Origin of the sequence: Nocardia sp. AB354 (assembly GCF_049538315.1) — a bacterium.
Classification (GTDB): domain Bacteria; phylum Actinomycetota; class Actinomycetes; order Mycobacteriales; family Mycobacteriaceae; genus Nocardia; species Nocardia nova.
In genome coordinates, this window is sequence record NZ_JBMVFU010000005.1 from 287,271 (window position 1) to 304,362 (window position 17,092).

17 protein-coding genes are annotated in these 17,092 nt (G+C 69.2%); 2 read left to right on the top strand and 15 right to left on the bottom strand.

Features of this window, described 5'->3' with window-relative positions; genetic code table 11:
* Positions 1–39: 39 nt before the first annotated feature.
* On the bottom strand, positions 40–981 hold the full coding sequence (locus ACPCUW_RS10135; protein WP_423424430.1) for a pentapeptide repeat-containing protein: 942 nt from the start codon (positions 979–981) through the stop codon (positions 40–42).
* A 274-nt stretch (positions 982–1,255) separates the two neighbouring features.
* Between ACPCUW_RS10135 and ACPCUW_RS10140 the strand changes: the two genes are divergently transcribed.
* The gene (locus ACPCUW_RS10140) at positions 1,256–3,190 is read left to right on the top strand and encodes a serine/threonine-protein kinase (RefSeq protein ID WP_423424431.1); all 1,935 of its coding nucleotides are present in this window, start codon (positions 1,256–1,258) and stop codon (positions 3,188–3,190) included.
* A 123-nt stretch (positions 3,191–3,313) separates the two neighbouring features.
* The gene (locus ACPCUW_RS10145) at positions 3,314–4,204 is read left to right on the top strand and encodes a YihY/virulence factor BrkB family protein (protein WP_423424432.1); all 891 of its coding nucleotides are present in this window, start codon (positions 3,314–3,316) and stop codon (positions 4,202–4,204) included.
* A gap of 13 nt (positions 4,205–4,217) precedes the next feature.
* On the opposite strand, the gene ACPCUW_RS10150 is transcribed toward ACPCUW_RS10145, so the two are convergent.
* The 14 genes from ACPCUW_RS10150 to ACPCUW_RS10215 are packed head-to-tail and all read right to left on the bottom strand — an operon-like array spanning position 4,218 to position 17,091.
* Positions 4,218–4,976, bottom strand: a complete 759-nt coding sequence (locus ACPCUW_RS10150; RefSeq protein ID WP_423424434.1) for a DUF6390 family protein — start codon at positions 4,974–4,976, stop codon at positions 4,218–4,220.
* On the bottom strand, positions 4,973–6,064 hold the full coding sequence (locus ACPCUW_RS10155) for a HoxN/HupN/NixA family nickel/cobalt transporter (RefSeq protein ID WP_423424435.1): 1,092 nt from the start codon (positions 6,062–6,064) through the stop codon (positions 4,973–4,975). The genes ACPCUW_RS10150 and ACPCUW_RS10155 overlap by 4 nt, the downstream gene beginning before the upstream one ends.
* A gap of 31 nt (positions 6,065–6,095) precedes the next feature.
* Positions 6,096–7,181, bottom strand: a complete 1,086-nt coding sequence (gene hypE / locus ACPCUW_RS10160; protein ID WP_423424437.1) for a hydrogenase expression/formation protein HypE — start codon at positions 7,179–7,181, stop codon at positions 6,096–6,098.
* On the bottom strand, positions 7,174–8,286 hold the full coding sequence (gene hypD / locus ACPCUW_RS10165; protein ID WP_195049698.1) for a hydrogenase formation protein HypD: 1,113 nt from the start codon (positions 8,284–8,286) through the stop codon (positions 7,174–7,176). Before hypD ends, hypE begins: the two co-directional genes overlap by 8 nt.
* A complete protein-coding gene (locus ACPCUW_RS10170) occupies positions 8,283–8,618 on the bottom strand; it encodes a HypC/HybG/HupF family hydrogenase formation chaperone (RefSeq protein WP_063014128.1) in 336 nt (111 codons plus the stop codon). Before ACPCUW_RS10170 ends, hypD begins: the two co-directional genes overlap by 4 nt.
* A gap of 20 nt (positions 8,619–8,638) precedes the next feature.
* Positions 8,639–10,936 (bottom strand): carbamoyltransferase HypF, encoded by a 2,298-nt coding sequence (gene hypF, locus ACPCUW_RS10175; protein WP_423424438.1) that lies wholly within the window; start codon positions 10,934–10,936, stop codon positions 8,639–8,641.
* The gene (locus ACPCUW_RS10180; protein ID WP_063014200.1) at positions 10,933–11,172 is read right to left on the bottom strand and encodes a HypC/HybG/HupF family hydrogenase formation chaperone; all 240 of its coding nucleotides are present in this window, start codon (positions 11,170–11,172) and stop codon (positions 10,933–10,935) included. Before ACPCUW_RS10180 ends, hypF begins: the two co-directional genes overlap by 4 nt.
* Before the next feature lie 2 nt (positions 11,173–11,174).
* Positions 11,175–11,651, bottom strand: coding sequence for a hydrogenase maturation protease (locus tag ACPCUW_RS10185; RefSeq protein ID WP_423424440.1), 477 nt, complete (start codon positions 11,649–11,651; stop codon positions 11,175–11,177).
* A complete protein-coding gene (locus ACPCUW_RS10190) occupies positions 11,648–11,767 on the bottom strand; it encodes a DUF6893 family small protein (protein ID WP_372453225.1) in 120 nt (39 codons plus the stop codon). Before ACPCUW_RS10190 ends, ACPCUW_RS10185 begins: the two co-directional genes overlap by 4 nt.
* Positions 11,768–11,793: 26 nt before the next feature.
* Positions 11,794–13,083 carry a hypothetical protein gene (locus ACPCUW_RS10195; RefSeq protein WP_423424442.1) on the bottom strand — a complete coding sequence of 430 codons (1,290 nt, stop codon included), beginning with the start codon at positions 13,081–13,083 and terminating at the stop codon, positions 11,794–11,796.
* Complete coding sequence (locus ACPCUW_RS10200) at positions 13,080–13,727, bottom strand: DUF6084 family protein (RefSeq protein ID WP_423424444.1); 648 nt, start codon at positions 13,725–13,727, stop codon at positions 13,080–13,082. Before ACPCUW_RS10200 ends, ACPCUW_RS10195 begins: the two co-directional genes overlap by 4 nt.
* Positions 13,724–14,365 carry a DUF5947 family protein gene (locus ACPCUW_RS10205; RefSeq protein WP_423424445.1) on the bottom strand — a complete coding sequence of 214 codons (642 nt, stop codon included), beginning with the start codon at positions 14,363–14,365 and terminating at the stop codon, positions 13,724–13,726. The genes ACPCUW_RS10200 and ACPCUW_RS10205 overlap by 4 nt, the downstream gene beginning before the upstream one ends.
* Positions 14,362–15,261 carry a NifU family protein gene (locus ACPCUW_RS10210; RefSeq protein ID WP_423424505.1) on the bottom strand — a complete coding sequence of 300 codons (900 nt, stop codon included), beginning with the start codon at positions 15,259–15,261 and terminating at the stop codon, positions 14,362–14,364. Before ACPCUW_RS10210 ends, ACPCUW_RS10205 begins: the two co-directional genes overlap by 4 nt.
* A gap of 33 nt (positions 15,262–15,294) precedes the next feature.
* Positions 15,295–17,091, bottom strand: coding sequence for a nickel-dependent hydrogenase large subunit (locus tag ACPCUW_RS10215; RefSeq protein WP_423424447.1), 1,797 nt, complete (start codon positions 17,089–17,091; stop codon positions 15,295–15,297).
* Between the last annotated feature and the right edge of the window lies 1 nt (position 17,092).

Genomic DNA, 17,092 nt, shown 5'->3' on the forward strand with positions numbered 1-17,092 from the left:
TGAGCGGGGCTGATTGTTTCCACCGCCGACGCGGTGCGGCTACAGGCATGCGGCGACCGGTATCCGGTGGGCGGGGCCGTGCGGCGCCGGTGCGGTGAACGACGGGTCCGCTTCGGCCGATGGCCGCTCCGCGGGCATCGGGTCGAGGAATCGGGCGCGTTCGAAAGAGCTGTCGATGGTGAACGCGGCACCGTCGAACCGGGCCGGCCCGGTGAAGCCGGCCGCACCGAAGTCGGCATGGCCACGGAACTGCGCGCTGTCGAAATACGCCCCGCCGTGGAAGGCCGCCCGGTGGAATCGGGCGTCGCCGGAGAAGATCGCCAGTGGAAATTGGGCGCTGCCGCGGAAGGTGGTTCCGTCGAATCGGGCCCGCTCGAATCGGGCGCCGAAAAATTTGGCGCGATCGGTGAACACCGCCTCCCGGAACCACACGGTATCGAAGGTCGCCGCCTGGAATTGGGTGTCGGCGGAGAATGTCGCGCCGTCGAATCGAGTGATGCCCGTCAGGTTCGCGCGTTCGAAATTCGCGGAGCCGCCGAAAACCGCACCGGTGAAATCGGCATCCTCGATTCGCGCATTGCGGAAATCGAAGGTGGCGCGCGACCAGCTGCGCCGCGCGCCGCGGCGGAGGTGGTCGGCGATGACGGACGTGATGGTCCGCCGCACCGTCCGGTCGTATCCGCCGAGCCGGCCGGCCGCACGGGGCAGTCGGAGATAACCGCAGAGCACGTCCACGCATTGCTGGCGCGGGGTGGCCGCGGACGCGTCCGCGATCTCGGCCAGCGTGCGCACGGCGGAGATCTGCGCTTTGCCCTCACCGACATAGAGTTGCGCCGCCGCCGACACGAACATGTCGGCCAGTTGCCACGGCCACCGAAAACGCTTGCGCCGAAAAGAATTCACCGAAGTCGCGTCGCTGTCGAGCAATAGATTCGCCGCCGCGGCCACCGGTGCCGGCCGGCGTTGTACGAGCACTACCATTCGAACCTCCTAAACGCCTGCAACGCCCAGAAAAGCTCTTCACTCGCTGTAACGACGGTATAACCGCTCGACATCCGCCATGACAATCGTCACCGAAAAGTAATCGACCGGCTACGGCGCGCCGGTCGACCTGCGCGGGATCGGGACGCTCGTGGCGGGCGGAAATCGCTGTCGGATAACCGTCTTGCCACCTCATTCGAGACCGGCCGATTCGCAGCCCGGAGCGCGATAAAATTCGCCATGTCTCGATGTCTCATCCCGGAGTGACCAGCACATGGGCGCTCGACCGGAAGGCGATGCCACCGCCGCCTTCGACCCGTCGGCCGATCGGGCGGTGGATACTGCGCCGCAACCCACCGCGGACGAGCAGTCCCCCGGCGCGACCAGGCCGCGGCCGCACCCGTCCCCCGCCGCCGATCTCGAGCCCGGCGACCGGATCGACGATTTCGATCTGCTGCTCGAGCTCGGCCGCGGCGCGTTCGCCCAGGTCTTCCTGGCCCGGCAGCGGTCGCTGCAGCGACTGGTGGCGGTGAAGATCTCCGCGGACCACGGCACCGAACCCCAAACCCTGGCTCAGCTGGATCACGAATCCATCGTCCGGGTGTACGACCAGCGGGTGCTGCCGGACCGGGGACTGAAGCTGCTGTACATGCAATACGTTCCGGGTGGCACGCTGGCCGCGGTGCTGACGCGGGTCCGCGCGACCGCGCCGGAGCGACGCAGCGGGCGGCTGCTGCTGGACGCGGTCGACGAGGCATTGGCGGACAAAGGCGAGATCCCCACCTCGAGCAGCCGCGCGCGGGACGAGATCGCGGCCCTGTCCTGGCCGGAAACCGTCGCCTGGCTCGGCCGCCGGCTCGCCGAAGCCCTCGACTACGCCGAAAGACGCGGTGTGCTGCACCGCGATATCAAACCGGCCAACGTCCTGCTCTCCGCCGACGCCGCACCCAAACTGGCCGACTTCAACATCAGCTTCAGCGACCACGTCGCGGGCAGCAGTCCGGTGGCGTACTTCGGCGGATCGCTGGCCTACATGTCTCCCGAACATCTCGAGGCGAGCCACCCGCAACTGTCCGGCACGGTGGACGACCTCGACACGCGCAGCGATATCTACGCTCTGGGCGTCATGCTGTGGGAGTTGCTGACCGGGCGCCGCCCGTTTCCGCCGACCGCGGCGAAGGATTCACAGGACTCGGTCGAACAGCTCCTCGACATGCGGCGCCGCCCGATCGCGTCGCAATTCCTCGACGACCTTCCCGCCGACTGCCCGGCCTCACTGCGCCGCGTGCTGCTGACCTGCCTGGCGCCGCGGCGCACCGATCGCTGGGCCAACGGCGCGGAGCTGGCCCAGCAATTCGAGCTCTGCCTCGACCCGCGGGCCCGGGAGCTCGTCGACGCACCACCGGACAGCCATCGGCCGCGCGGGCCGCTGTGGCCGATACCGATTCTGGCGATCGCGATCGCTGTGCCCAATCTTGCCGCCGCATGGTACAACTACTACTACAATAGGACGCTGATCGTCAGCAAACTCACGCCCGAGATCCAGCGGTCCTTCCACGATGTGGCCCAGGTGCTGTATCCGCTGGCCATCGTGGCGGCCACACTCCTGATCCTCTACATCGCGCGCCATCTCATCGAGGTGTCCATCGGACTGCACAACGGGCGTGACTATCCCGAGGCCGTTCTCACGAGCGCTCGCATCGATGCGCTGCGGCTCGGCAACCGGGTGGCCGCCATCGCTTTCGTGTTCTGGTTCGCCGGTGGCGTGATATTTCCGGTGATGCTGAATCTCGTCGCCGGCGGCGTGCCGCGCGGCACCTACACGCATTTCCTGCTGTCCCTGGTCGTCTGCGGTGCGGTCGCCCTGGCCTACCCGTACTTCGCGATCACCTGGTACGTGGTGCGGTTCCTGTACCCGCTCTTCCTGGCCCACGGACGGTCCGCCGCCGCCGACGTCGAACACCTGCGCCGGCTCGCCCGGCGTACCGGCATCTACCTCACCGCGGCCGCCGCCGTACCGCTGGTGGGCGTCACGGGCATCACGTTCCTGCCGGCGCCGGATATCGAATCCATCATCTGGGCGATCCGCATCCTGTGCGTCGGCGGCATCATCGGCTTCATCCTCGCCTACGTGTGCTACGAGGTCATCGAGAAGGACCTGCGGGCGCTCGAACGCGTCGCGGCCGCATCCACCACCGACGCGGAATAGGCGAGCGCCGGCCGTACCCTCTCCGCCATCGCGGTGCGTGGCGGGATGCGGTAGTGGTATTCCGAAACCAGGCGCCGGCGATCCGACTGTGCGCGGATCGAAAACTGCTGGGAGGTAGCGACTGTGGCGGTCGGATCGGAGCCCGCGCTTCGGTACCGGGTGTTTCGCCGGGCCGAGGTCAGGGTGCTCCTGCGTACCGTGCGGGCGGCGTGGTCGGACGAATTGTCCGATTGGGCGGCGGCATTGACGTACTACAGCATGTTGTCGCTGTTTCCGGCGCTGCTGATCGCCATCGTGGTGCTGAGCATCGCCGGACCCGCCCCCGCCGACTCGCTCGCGGGCGCGGCCGGGCGGCTGGGGCCCGGCGGCGGCACCTCACTGATCGCCGAGTCGATTCATCATCTGCAGTCGGTCCAGTCGCTGTCCGGTCCGATGGCGGTGGTGGGCCTGTTGTCGGCGTTCTGGACCGTATCGACCTATCTGGGGGCGTTCATCCGGGCGGCCAACGCCCTCTACGGTGTGCGGGAGAGCCGATCCCTGTGGCGCACACTGCCGCTGCGGTTCGCACTGGGCCTGATTCTGGTGGTCGCCGTGGTCGTCACCGTGCTCGGCTTCGCCATCACTCCCGGCCTCGCCGAACACGCCGGCAACCGGATCGGAATGGGTTCGGCGGGCCTGCTCGTCTGGTCGATCGTGAAATGGCCGCTGCTGGCCCTGCTGGTCAGTGTCGCACTGGCGCTGCTGTATTGGGTCGCGCCGAACACCGAGGGCCAGCGGTTGCGCTGGCTCACCTCCGGAAGCGTGATCGCCGTGGGCATCTGGATCGCGGGGTCGGCCGGACTGGCCCTGTACGCCGCGCATTTCGACTCGCTCAATCGCGTGTACGGGTCACTGACCGCGGCGATCGTCCTGCTGATGTGGTTGTGGCTCACCAACTTCGCGATTCTGCTCGGCGCGGTCGTCGACGCCCAGATCACCCGCCAGCGAATGTTGCGCGAGCACCCCGGGCCGTGATCGGCATCGGCGGTCACGAGGCTCGCGACCGCCCGGCGGCCGGTGGCGCGGAGTGCGGGTCGAGCCGGCGGTTGGTGGCCGCCAGTTGCCAGGCCGTCGCGGCCTCGAGCCGCTCGACCCGGGTGGGGTCGAGCCGGCAGCAGATGTGGTCCCAGTGCAGCGCGAGATGATCGCCCACCTCGACATCGGCGGCATCGATGCCCGCGCCGGCCAGCTCGATGCGGCGCGGCGACGCTGCCGCAAGCGACAGGTGCGAATCGCTCCAGCGCAGCCGGCGCACGGAAACCGTCGCGGTGGTGGCGTCTCGCGCGCACACCCGCGCCCAGCTGATCCGGCAGTTGTCGAGCACGCGCAGCGGCAGGTCGGCGGGCCCCCGGTCGAGCAGCCGGGTCCACGGATAGATGCCGAACACGTGGAAGTTGTGGTTGGGCGCGCTTTCCGGCGCCAGCTCCGGGCCCAGATGACGCCAGTATCCACCGGCGATCGGTCCGATCACCGACAACAGCTCCGACAGGAATTCCGCCCGATCGATGCCGGCGCCGACTCCCCCACCGAGCCAATAGGATTCGACCAGTCGCGGGTCGAGCGGATCGCCGATCCCGGTCATCGACGACAGCACCCGCAGATACGGCCAGGCTCCGGAGAAGCGCCGTGCCACGGCCCGGATCTCGGCATCGGTCCCGCCGGCCAGCGCGGGGGCGTCGGCCGGGCCGCAGTAGCCCAGCGCGTTCGGCGCGTAGGCGTACCGCGCGAACATCTGCGGCCCGCTCATGTCGGGCCCTCGGGGGCCGCACGCGGGGATTGCCCGCGCCGCCACAGGATCAGCGCCAGCAGCCAAGTCGCGAGGAACAGCGCCACCACGACGAAACCCATCGCCCCCAGATCGAGACCGCCGATCCAGGCCAGCGGGCCGGAGGTGATGCCCAGTGCGCCGGTGACCACGGAGACGATCTCCTGGGCGCCGATCAGCAGGGCCACCGCGACCGACAGCCCGGTCACCAGCAGGTTGTAGTAGATCTTGCGTGCCGGCGCGACGCAGGCCCAGCCGTAGGCGGCGTTCATACACGCCCCGTCCAGCGAGTCGAACAGCGTCATCCCGGCCGAGAACAGCAGGGGCAGAACGACGATCGCGTACCAGGGCAGGTCGGTGTCGGCCGCCGCGCTACCGGCGAGCACCAGCAGACTCACCTCGGTGACCGTGTCGAATCCCAGCCCGAACAGCACTCCGATCGGATACATCTGCCCCGGCCTGCGAACCGCGCGGACCAGCGGATCCAGCACCCGGTTCAGGGCCCCACGGGCGTGCAGCCGGGAATCGAGGTCCCGCTCGTCGCCCTCGCCCCGGCGCAGTGCTCGTCCGATTCCGATGAGCGACACCAGGTTCAGCAGGCCGATGAGCAACAGGAAGGTTCCCGAGACGCCGCTGCCGAAGGTACCGGTCCAGCGCCGCAGGCCGGAACCGTCGTCCTCGACACCGGACGCCAGTGCCCGAGCGCCCAGTGCCAGCGCACCGACCATGACGAAGACGACGGTGGAATGTCCCAGCGAGAACCAGAATCCGACCGACAGCGGTTGTCTGCGCTCGCCCACCAGCTTGCGGGTGGTGTTGTCGATGGCGGCGATATGGTCGACGTCGAAGGCGTGCCGCATCCCCAGCGTATAGGCGGTCACGCCCAATCCGGCGCCGAACACCACGTTGCCGACCGCATAGTGGCCCGGGACGACCAGAGCGGCCAGCAGCCCCCACCCCGCGACGTGCAGCGCGGCCACGGTCACGGCCATGCCGATCACGTCGCGGCGCCGGCCGCGCCGGTCCCGTGCCCACCTCCGGGCGGGCGATATCGTCACCGACGGCCGCATCGTATCTCCCGCCTGCGCCCCTACCGGACGCTCAGCAGATCCGCGGAAGCTGTTCGCCTGCGGGCAGATCCACCACCCGGGTACCGCCGAGGGCGGTGCGCGCGACCACCATCCCGGGATGTTCGTCGACGCAGACGCCGATCGCGCAGGCCCGCGCGCCCAGCGGATGGGCCCGCATGGCCGCCAGCGCGCGGTCCGCGTCCTCGGCGGCGACGAAGGCGATCGCCTTCCCCTCGTTGGCCACGTACAGCGGATCCAGTCCCAGCAATCCGCAGGCATCGCGGACCGCGTCCGGAATCGGCAGTGCGCGTTCGTCCAGCCGCACACCGACATGCGCCGCTTTCGCGATCTCGTTCAGTGTCGCCGCGACCCCGCCGCGGGTGGGGTCGCGCAGCATGTGCACATCGGCGCCGGTCTCGAGAATCGCGGCCACCAGACCGTTCAGCGCGGCGGTGTCACTGCGCACGGTGGTGCCGAATTCCAGGCCCTCGCGGCAACTCATCACCGCTACCCCGTGCACGCCGATATCACCGCTGACCAGCACGACGTCGCCGGGCCGGGCGCGCTCGGGGCGGATGTCGGCCCCCGCGGGCACCAGCCCGATGCCCGCGGTGTTGACGAAGATGCCGTCCCCGTGGCCGGAATCGACCACTTTCGTATCGCCGGTCACGAGCTTCACCCCGGCGGTGACGGCGGCGGCGCCCATGGCTTCGGCGACCCGCGCGATATCGGCCAGGTCGGTGCCCTCTTCCAGGATGAACGCCGTCGACAGCACCAGGGGCTGCGCACCGGCCATGGCCAGATCGTTCACGGTGCCGTTGACCGCCAGCTCGCCGATCGTGCCGCCGGGAAAGACGAGCGGTTTCACCACGAACGAATCGGTGGAGAAGGCCAGCCTGGCGGCCCCGACCTCGACCACCGCCGCATCCCCGAGCGCGGCGTCGGCGGCGGAGCCGAACGCGGGCAGGAACAGATGCTCGATCAGCTCGCCCGACATCGCACCTCCGCCCCCGTGCGCCATCACGATGGTCGGTGAATCCCGCAGCGGCAGCGGGCACACCCAGCTGTCGGCGTCGAATACCGGTGCCGGGGTGGAGGTTCCGGCGTGGTCAAGCATGAGCCACCTCCGCCGGCAGATCCAGGCGGCGATACAGGTAGTAGGCGGCGCAGGCGCCCTCGGAGGACACCATCGTGGCGCCCAGCGGGTTACGCGGTGTGCAGCGGGTGCCGAACGCCGCGCAATCGGTCGGCTTGATCAGCCCCTGCAGCACCTCTCCCGAGCGGCAGACCGACGATTCGGCGGTGTGGATATCGCCCACGCTGAATCGGTATTCGGCGTCGAAGTCGCGATAGCGCGGCGAGAGCCGCCACCCGCTGCGCGGAATGACGCCGATGCCGCGCCAACCACGATCGGTGACCTCGAAGACGTCCTGCAGCATGGCCTTCGCGGCCGGATTGCCCTCGGCCGGTACCGCACGCGGATAAGCGTTCTCGACGTCGCAGCGTCCCTGTTCGAGCTGGATCACCGTGCGGCGGATACCCTCGAGAATATCCAGCGGCTCGAATCCCGTGACCACCATGGGAACTCGGTACTTCCGCGCCAGCGGCGGGTATTCGCCGATACCCATCACCGAGCACACGTGACCGGCGGCCAGGAACGCCTGGACCCGGCAGTCCGGGGATTCCATGATCGCGGCGATCGCCGGCGGGACCAGTACGTGCGAGACCAGCAGCGAGAAGTTCTCGATGCCCAGCCGCCGGGCCTGATACACCGTCATGGCGTTGGCCGGGGCGGTGGTCTCGAATCCGATCCCGAAGAACACCACCTGACGGTCGGGATTCTGTTTGGCGAGGGTGAGCGCGTCGAGCGGCGAATACACCACTCGCACGTCGCCGCCCTCGCTCTTGATCCGGAACAGATCCTTGGAACTGCCCGGCACCCGCAGCATGTCGCCGAAGGAGCAGAAGATGACCTCCGGGCGGGCGGCGATCTCGAGCGCCTTGTCGATCACCTCCAGCGGTGTGACGCAGACCGGGCAGCCGGGGCCGTGAATCATCTCGATGGTGTCCGGCAGCAGCTGGTCGATGCCGTGCCGGATGATCGAATGCGTCTGCCCGCCACAGACTTCCATGATCGACCAGCGGCGCGAGGTCGCGGCGCGGATGCGTTCGAGCAGGCGCTGAGCCAGTTCGGGATTGCTGAATTCGTCCAGGTATTTCATCGGTTCACCTCGTCGTCGCGGGCGGACTCCGACGGTGCGCCGGAGGTGGGATCGGGAAGGCCGGACTGCCGGGCGGCGATGGCGAATCCGTCGCCGAATTCCTCGTTCAGCACACCGAGGTGTTCGAATTCGGCCAGGGTGGCCAGCGCCGACTCCTCGTCGAGGCGCTGAATGGCGAATCCGACGTGCACGACGACGTAGTCGCCGACCGCGGCATCCGGAATGTATTGCAGGCACACGTCTTTGTGGACACCGCCGAAGTCGACAACCGACATCAGCGTGCCGTCGCGCTCGTACAGGTCGAGCACCTTCCCCGGGACTGCCAGGCACATGATCGGTTCCTTCCTTTCGCTCATCGAGCCCCGGCGGCGAGCAGCTGCCCGAATGCCAGGCCGCCGTCGTTGGGTGGCACTCTGTGATGAGTGATGACGTGAAAACCCTCGTCCCGCAGCCGTTTTCGCGAGAGCGAGAGCAGCAGCGCGTTCTGGAACACGCCGCCGGAGAGGGCCACCGGTACACCCGGTTCGCCGAACCGGCGCGCCAGGGCGGCCACGAGTTCGGCGACCGCGACGTGGAAGCGCGCGCCGACGAGGTCCGCACCGGCTCCCGCCGCGAGGTCGGCGACCACCGCCGCCAGCACCGGAGCCGGATCGATTCGCACGGCGCCGTCGGGATCCGCCGCGCCGAGCGCGAATCGGTAGCCGTGGCCGGGATCCGCGTCGCGGGCGCGGGCCTCCAATTCGATGGCGGCCTGGGCCTCGTAGTCGACCACGTGGCGCACACCCGCCAGCGACGCCACCGCGTCGAACAGCCGTCCCATACTCGAGGTGGGAACGCAGCCCAGCCCGGTGCGGAGTTGATGGGCGAGGACCCGGCGCTCGGCGGGCGGGCACGCGGCGACCGAGGCGAGGGATTCCTCCCACGGGATGCCGGCGGCGTGCAGATGAGCCAGCGCCATCCGGTAGGGCCGGTGCACGCTGGCGTCACCACCCGGTAGCGCGACGTAGGCCAGATGCGCCAGGCGCCGGAACCCCTTGTAGCCGGCGGCCAGCACCTCACCGCCCCAGATCGCCCCGTCCGGGCCGAAACCCGTTCCGTCGAAAGCCATTCCGAGGACGGTCGACGAGCCGGGCAGACCGTGCTCCCCCATCACCGCCGCGATGTGGGCGTGGTGATGTTGCACCGTGTGTACCGGCCGTCCGGCCGCGGCCCGTCGCGCCCAGGCGCTGGAGCGGTAGCCGGGATGGGCGTCGACCGCCAGCCGCGCCGGGTGCACTCCGGTCAGTTCCTCCAGATGGTGTTCGGCGGCGCCGAATGCGCGCAGCGTGGCGAGATCGTCCATATCGCCGATGTGCTGGCTCAACCACGCGTACCGGCCCTCGGCGACCGCGCAGGTGTTCTTCACATCCGCGCCGACCGCGAGGACGGGCGCCGACTCCTGCGGCAGCGCCAGCGGCAGCGGCGCGTACCCCCGGGAGCGGCGGATCGGCAGTTCGATGCCGTCGACCAGCCGGACCACCGAATCGTCGCAGGGCACGAGGATGCGGCGGTCGTGGTCCAGCACGGCGTCGGCCAGTTCCGGCAGCCGCCGCGCGGCGTCCTCGTCGGTGTAGCAGAGGGGTTCGCCGCCGAGATTGGCCGAGGTCATCACCAGCGCGAGTGGTCCGGGCGAGTCGCCGGGCAGTCCGAACAGCAGCAGGTGCAGCGGGGTGTAGGCCAGCATCACCCCGAGATCGCGAAGGCCCGGCGCCACCGCGTCCGTCAGCACGTGCCCGCGCCGCGGCAGCAGCACGATCGGGCGCTGGGGTCCGCTCAGCACCGCCGCGGCGGCCGCGTCGACATGTGCGACGGTGCGGGCCGCGGCCGGATCGGCGACCATGACGGCGAAGGGTTTGGCGCCGCGGCGTTTACGCACACGCAGCCGCGCCACCGCATCCTCGTCGTCGGCGGCGCAGGCGAGGTGATAGCCGCCGATCCCCTTGACCGCCACGATTCCGCCCTCGCGCAACGTCTTTCGCGCGGCGGCCACGGGATCACCGGTTCCCGGACCGGAGTAGCGCAGGGTGGGCCCGCAGTCCGGGCAGGCGATCGGCTGGGCGTGGAAGCGGCGATCGGCGGGATCGTGATACTCGCGCGCGCAGCGCTCGCACATGGCGAAATCGGCCATCGACGTCCGCTCGCGGTCGTAGGGCAGACTCGCGATGATGGTGAATCTCGGCCCGCAGTTGGTACAGGTGATGAACGGATGCCGGTAGCGGCGATCGGCGGGATCGGCCAGCTCCCGCGCGCAGTCGGCGCAGATCGCCACATCGGGCGAGGCCAGGGTGCGGCCGCTGCCACGGGTCGTGCCGGCGATGTGGAATCCGGTTCCGCCGCGCACCGGCAGATCGGTGCGCTCCACGGAGTCGACCACGGCCAGCGGGGGCGGCCGGTGGCGCACCCGATCGGTGAATTCGGCGAGTGCCCAGGGTGTTCCCTCGATGTCGACGATCACCCCGTCGCTGTCGTTGGCGACACTGCCGGTCAGCGCGAGTTCGGCGGCGGTGCTGTAGACGAAGGGCCGGAATCCCACGCCCTGCACCACACCGCGCACGATCAGCCGGCACCGAGCGCGCCCGGTGTCGGCTCCTCGGCCCGCCTCGGTACTCACGGTTCGCCCCGGCTCAGCAGTCGCAGTCCGGCGAGCGCCTCGCGGGCCCCCGCCTCGTCGGTGCGCTCGACCGCGAGGCCCATGTGGATGATCACCCAGTCACCCGGTCCCACCGGATCGTCTTCCAGCAGGCCGATATTCACCTTGCGCTCGGCGCCGGAGACATCGACGAGAGCCAGCTGACCCGCGTAGCCGTCGACGATCTCCACGACCCGGCCCGGAATTCCGAGGCACACGATCACACCTCCGTTCGCGACATCCGCAGTTGCGCGACCACCCGCGCCACGGTCTCGGCGCCCTCGTCCAGCGCGGCCGCCACCGGTTCGGACAGGCCGATCCCCTCATCGGTCGACAGCACCTGACAGCCCACGACCACGGTGGGTGGCACGACCCCGCCCAGCGCCCGCACCCCCGCGAACACCGCCGCCGGATCCATCCCGTGGGCGTCCAGACCGGCCGGCGCCTCCTGGTCCGGTTCGGCGCGCATCACCTCGATGCGGCCCGCCGCGCCCCGATTCGGGACCGCGTCGACCAGGACCAGCGCATCCCAGGGGTCGAGCAGGTCGTAGGCCAGATGCATACCGCGGATGCCGTAGTCGACCACCCGCACGCCGTCCTCGCGGTCCGGCGGTATCCGCCGCACCACCTCGGGGCCGAATCCGTCGTCGCCGAGGAAGATGTTGCCGATTCCGGCGACCAGCACCCGGCTGTTCACATGCGCCGCATTCGCAGATAGCGGCGCATATCCGGAATCGAGCGGATTCCGATCAGCGCCAGGACGACGACCGCCGCCGCGACGATTCCCGTCGCCACCATTCCCACCGTCTCCATGACATCCGTCCTTTCCTCCGGCCGCGCTACTCGCCCGGTCCGTCCAGCGGTTCCAGTTCGTCGGGATCGAAATACAGGTAGCGCCCGTACCATTCGTGCAGATCGGCTCCGGGATCGTCGGCGATGACCACACCGACGTGGGTGCGCCCGTCGACGTCGGCGTGCACCGAGGTGACCCGTGCGTCCCTGCCGTCGAAGAACATGTCGTGGATGTCGGCGCGCCGGGCCGGATGCAGCCGGACCATGCTCCCCTTGCGCACCAGCGTCCCGGCGATGGGCACGGCGTCCGAATCGGGCCGCACAGCACCGTCGGCCACCGGATCCCACCAGTCCGTCCCGGGCGGAATTTCCGGCACCAGCCGGTTCTGCCCGGCGCCCGGGTCGCGCAGCACGCCGTGCAGTCGGGCCATCTGCTCGGCGGTCATCGCGTCGCAGTTGTCGACGATGCGGGCCGCGCGCGGATCGGTGGCCCGCGCGGCCGCCTTCTCCTCGTCGGTCATGGCCATCACGCGCAGGGTGAGGATCTCGTCGATCTCGGTGGCGTCGTAGAGCGATTCCTGGCTCTGCTCGGCGATTTCGGGATGGTCGTAGAGGATGATGGGCGAAATCAGCATCAGGCTGCGGTCGCCGGGCGGTCCGGCCAGTACCGGGAAGCAGCGATGCTGGACGCACCGCGCCACGGCGGCCTCGGCCTCCGGCGGCGGTTCCAGCAGCGAGACGAATTCCGCGCCGGCGGCCTCGGCGATCACGTGCGCGCCGAGCATGGAGCGAGCCAGGGCGTCGCGACGGTCGGTAGCCGGCTCCCCGGTATTGCGCACGGTCACGGTGAGGATCGGATATCCGCCCTCGGTCGCGACGGCCAGCTCGAATTCGCCGCGCAGCGGCCGGCGAGTGCGCACGACGTCCGCGCGCCCGGTGGCCGGATCGACGAGGGATTCGGTGTCGCGACCTCCCGGAACCTCGAACGGCACCGTCACGGCGACCGGGGCGCACGGTCCGACGGTGACCTCCCGTTCGACGGCCTCGTCCCAGTCGGGCCGGGTGGTGCCCGCGGCGGCGCGATGTTGCAGCTGCAGGAACCGCAGTGTGAACCGCAGGACCGGGTCGCCGTCCGGGGCTATCGGCATCTGCCCAGTGAGTTCGGACTCCTCCCCCAATCCGGACGCGTGCGCTCCGACCGGACCGAGGACGCCGAATTGCCAGCGGCAGCGGTTCTTTCGCGCGTCAGCCCGGTACGGGTAGAGCAGATAGCCCTCGTAGAGCACCGCGTCGGCGACCGCGCGGGCTCGTGCTCGGCTCGATCCCGCGGTACTCACGCCGACTCCTGCGCGCTCGCGAGCAATCGCGCGACCGTCTCGTCGAAACCTAGCAGCCCGTGCTCGCCCTTGTAGGCCGCGAGCGCGGCCAGAGTGTCCTCGTGCAGCCGCAGCCAGCCCGTGGCCGGGAAGTGCGCCGCCATCAGTTCCCGCCACACCGAGACCGGCATCCGGTAGCGGTCGTCGCGGTCCCACGGGATCTGCTGCACGGCGAAACCGTTGCTGCCACGGATGAACACGGTCCCGCTGAACAGGAACAGCAGCGGCACCTCGCCGTCGCGCAGCGCGTGCAGATACTTCGATCCGGCGACCTCGAGGTCGTAGGTGCACGGCATCGGCAGATCCACCTCGGCGCCGCCGGTGAAGCCGGGAACCGTGGTCGCGCAGTGCATCCACAGGAACGAGCGCTGGGTGTGGTCCCAGCGGTCGCGCGGACCGAACAGATCCAGCAGTCCGGCGCTCTCGGCATCGGTGTAGGTCCGGCGGTTCGGCTCGATGCGCACCTGGGCGCGCAGCGCGATGGCGTGGACGGGTTCGGCACCGACGGAGGCGATTCCGATCCGCGCGGACAGGATCGGAGTGACCGCGTACGGTTCGGGCTTCAGCCCGAGCACCGCGAAGGTGGTGGCGTAGGCGGGGCTCACGGCGCCTCCCCCGGATCGAAGGCCCGGGCCCGCGCTGTCGTCTCGGCGAAGAATCGCGCCACGTAGTCGCGCACGTCCGCACCGCCGTCGAAACCGCGCCACAGCAGGCGGATCCGGCCGACGAACTCGTAGCAGGCGTCGATCGGCAGCAGCAGGCAGCGTGCGGGCGCGTCACCGTCGGGGACCTGGATCAGCAGCGCTTCGACATCGTCGGCGAGATCGCCGAATTCCGGATGCCGCTCCATGAAGGCGGTCCAATTGTCCAGGGGCAGTTCGGATTCGGTGGCACCGGCCGGTCCCGGATAGAACGCGACGGTGCGCCCGGCCGACGAACTGTGGAAGAAGAAGGCAAGGCCCACAGGGATCTCGAGGCCGTCCCACTCCGGCAGGGTCATCCGGAAATCCGGGAACGAGACGTATCGCCGCGGTACCGCCCGGTAGCGCAGGGCCGCACCTTGATCGGTGAACAGCAGAGAGCAGCCCCGGCACACGCACAACATGCGCCGGCTCTCGGTGTCGACGACGTGCGGATGGTCCGCGCCGACGGGTTCCGCGCACATCTCGCACCGCTCCCCCGCGACCGGCGTCGGCGGGCGTTCGGCCGCGAGGCGGCGCAGGGCGCGCACGGTCGGATTCATCCGCCCACCCCCACCGGAATCGCCACCGACAGTTCGCCGTCACGCACCAGCACCGGCAGCGGCTCGAGATGTCCGGCCCCGTCGAGCCGGGCGCCGCCGTGCACGACGTCGAAGTGGGCGCGGCAACCGGGGCAGCGCAGCACCGGATCGCCGCAGACCCCGCGGTGCAGCACCGCACCGGCCAGCGTCCGATCGCAGTTCGGGCAGTGATCGCGGTAGACGTAGATCTCGTCGCCGACTCGGCAGGCGAGCACGCTCAGCCCGGCCAGCGCGAATCCGCCGACCTCACCGGCGGCCAGCTCGGCCAATTCCGGTGCGCCGATCCAGTTTCCGCCGGATCGCACGTGCGCGAACAGCGTCTCCGGGGCGATCACCGCGGCGTCGGCGCCCGCCTCGGCGGTGACCACCTCGATCGCGGTGATCTCCGGGGCGGCCGCGCGCACGGCGTCCTCCACCGCCAGTTCCAGTGTCACCGAGGACGACGGGCAACTGCGGCAGCTTCCGGTCAGCTCCAGCCGCACCACCGCCTCCGCGGTGACCTCGAGCAATCGCACGTCGCCGCCGTGCGATCCCAGATACGGCCGCACACTGTCCAGCGCGCCGGCGACCCGGGTCGCCACGTCGTGCGGATGCAGGCCGTGCACCAGCAGCAGACTGGCGATCAGGTCGTCGTCGAGCAGACGCTGCACCGTGCCCTCGTCAAGGACGGCGAGGATGCGCCGCAGACCGGCGCCGTACAGGTCGACCACCTCGCCGACCAGCGCCTCGGCCCGTTCCCGAGCCGCCGCACCGCCCGCGGAACTGGCATCGAGCAGGGTCTCGATGCGATCGCCCGCGCTGCGCCACCGGTCGTCGCCGACCGTCGCAGCGGACTCACCGTCAGGACGCGTGGATATCGCCTCCTCCTGCCGCCGGGACCGGATCTCCCGCTATCCGACGGTCGATATCTGTGCCGGTGAATGCACCAGGTCCAGGGTCGTGCCCTTCCCGAGATACATGTGCACGCCGCAGGGCAGGCAGGGATCGAAGCTGCGCACGGTGCGCATGATGTCGATGCCCTTGAAGTGCTCGCGGTCGTTCTCCTCGAAGATCGGCTGTCCCTGCACCGCGTCCTCGTAGGGGCCTGGCGTGCCGAAGCTGTCGCGCGGGCTGGCATTCCACGGCGTCGGCGGATAGGGGTGGTAGTTCGCGATCTTGCCGTCGCGGATCACCATGTGATGCGACAGCACCCCGCGCACGGCCTCGGTGAAACCGCAGCCGATCCCCTCGGCGGGCACGTCGAAGTGCTCCCACGTCTTGGTCCGCCCGGCCCGGATCTCCGCGAGCGCCTGCTCGGCGAAATGCAGTGCGCATGCCGCCGCGTAGGCCTGGAAGTAGGTGCGGGCGCGATCGCGCTCGATGGTGTTGCTCCCGTACTCCGGAATCTTCCATTCGAGTTCCACCGGCCCCTTCAAGGCGGTCTTGGGCAGGTTGATCTGCACGCTGTGCCCGGTCGAGCGCACGTAGCCGATGTCGACCAGCCCGGCCAGCGCCGTCGACCACAATCGGGCCAGCGGGCCGCCGCCGGTGTCGAGGGCCAGATGGTCCTTGCCGTCGAACCAGCGCGGTGACATCACCCAGCTGTATTTGTCGTCGAGGTCGCGTTTCTGCGGCTTCGGGTTGGTGTGCTGATTCCACGGATGGCGCCGGTCCACCGGATTGCCCAGCGGATCGGTCTTCACGAACATATCCTGATCGGTCCAGTCGTCGTAATACGAACTGCCCAAAAGGATTCGGAGTCCGAGGTTGATGTCGACCAGCGAGGTGGTGACGAGTTTGCCGTCCACCACCACACCCGGCGTCACGAACATCCGCCGGCCCCAGTCCTCCATATCCTTGTACTCGAAGTTGCAGACCTCCGGATCCTGGAACGAGCCCCAGCATCCCAGCAGGGTGCGCCGCAGCCCGACCCGCTCGTATCCGGGCACCGCGGTGTAGAAGAAGTCGAACAGGTCGTCGTGCATCGGCACGACCTTCTTCATGAATTCGACGTAGCGCATCAGCCGCGACATGTAGTCGGTCATCAACTGGACGGTCGCGACCGTGCCGACGCCGCCGGGATACAGCGTCGAGGGATGCACGTGCCGGCCTTCCATGAGGCAGAACATCTCTCGCGTATACCGGCTCACCTGCAGCGCCTCGCGGTAGAACTCACCGGTGAAGGGATTGAGCGCTTCCATGATGTCGCCGATGGTGCGATAGCCGTGCATCGCGGCGTGCGGCGCCTCGGCCTTGCGAGCGGCGTCGAGAACGCTCGGATTGGTTTCGGCCACCATCTTTTCGCAGAAGTCCACCCCGACCAGATTCTCCTGGAAGATGTTGTGGTCGAACATGTATTCCGCGGCCTCGCCGAGATTGACGATCCACTCGCCCAGATGCGGCGGCTTCACGCCGTAGGCCATGTTCTGGCAATAGCACGAACAGGTGGCGTGGTTGTCACCGCAGATTCCGCAGATGCGACTGGTGATGAAGTGCGCATCGCGCGGATCCTTGCCGCGCATGAATATCGAATAGCCGCGGAAGATGGACGACGTGCTGTGACATTCGACCACTTCGCGATTCTCGAAATCGATCTTCGTGTAGATACCGAGGCTGCCGACGATACGGGTGATCGGGTCCCACGCCATTTCGACGAGCGACTCCGGCTCGATCTTCTTGTGCGACGCCTCCGGGATGATCTGTGTCATC

Coding starts and splice junctions, on each gene's coding strand:
- ACPCUW_RS10135 (WP_423424430.1), bottom strand. CDS start 981: ATGGTAGTGCTCGTACAACGCCGGCCGGCACCGGTGGCCGCGGCGGCG.
- ACPCUW_RS10140 (WP_423424431.1), top strand. CDS start 1,256: ATGGGCGCTCGACCGGAAGGCGATGCCACCGCCGCCTTCGACCCGTCG.
- ACPCUW_RS10150 (WP_423424434.1), bottom strand. CDS start 4,976: ATGAGCGGGCCGCAGATGTTCGCGCGGTACGCCTACGCGCCGAACGCG.
- ACPCUW_RS10155 (WP_423424435.1), bottom strand. CDS start 6,064: ATGCGGCCGTCGGTGACGATATCGCCCGCCCGGAGGTGGGCACGGGAC.
- hypE (WP_423424437.1), bottom strand. CDS start 7,181: ATGCTTGACCACGCCGGAACCTCCACCCCGGCACCGGTATTCGACGCC.
- hypD (WP_195049698.1), bottom strand. CDS start 8,286: ATGAAATACCTGGACGAATTCAGCAATCCCGAACTGGCTCAGCGCCTG.
- ACPCUW_RS10170 (WP_063014128.1), bottom strand. CDS start 8,618: ATGTGCCTGGCAGTCCCGGGGAAGGTGCTCGACCTGTACGAGCGCGAC.
- ACPCUW_RS10190 (WP_372453225.1), bottom strand. CDS start 11,767: ATGGAGACGGTGGGAATGGTGGCGACGGGAATCGTCGCGGCGGCGGTC.
- ACPCUW_RS10205 (WP_423424445.1), bottom strand. CDS start 14,365: ATGAATCCGACCGTGCGCGCCCTGCGCCGCCTCGCGGCCGAACGCCCG.
- ACPCUW_RS10215 (WP_423424447.1), bottom strand. CDS start 17,091: ATGACACAGATCATCCCGGAGGCGTCGCACAAGAAGATCGAGCCGGAG.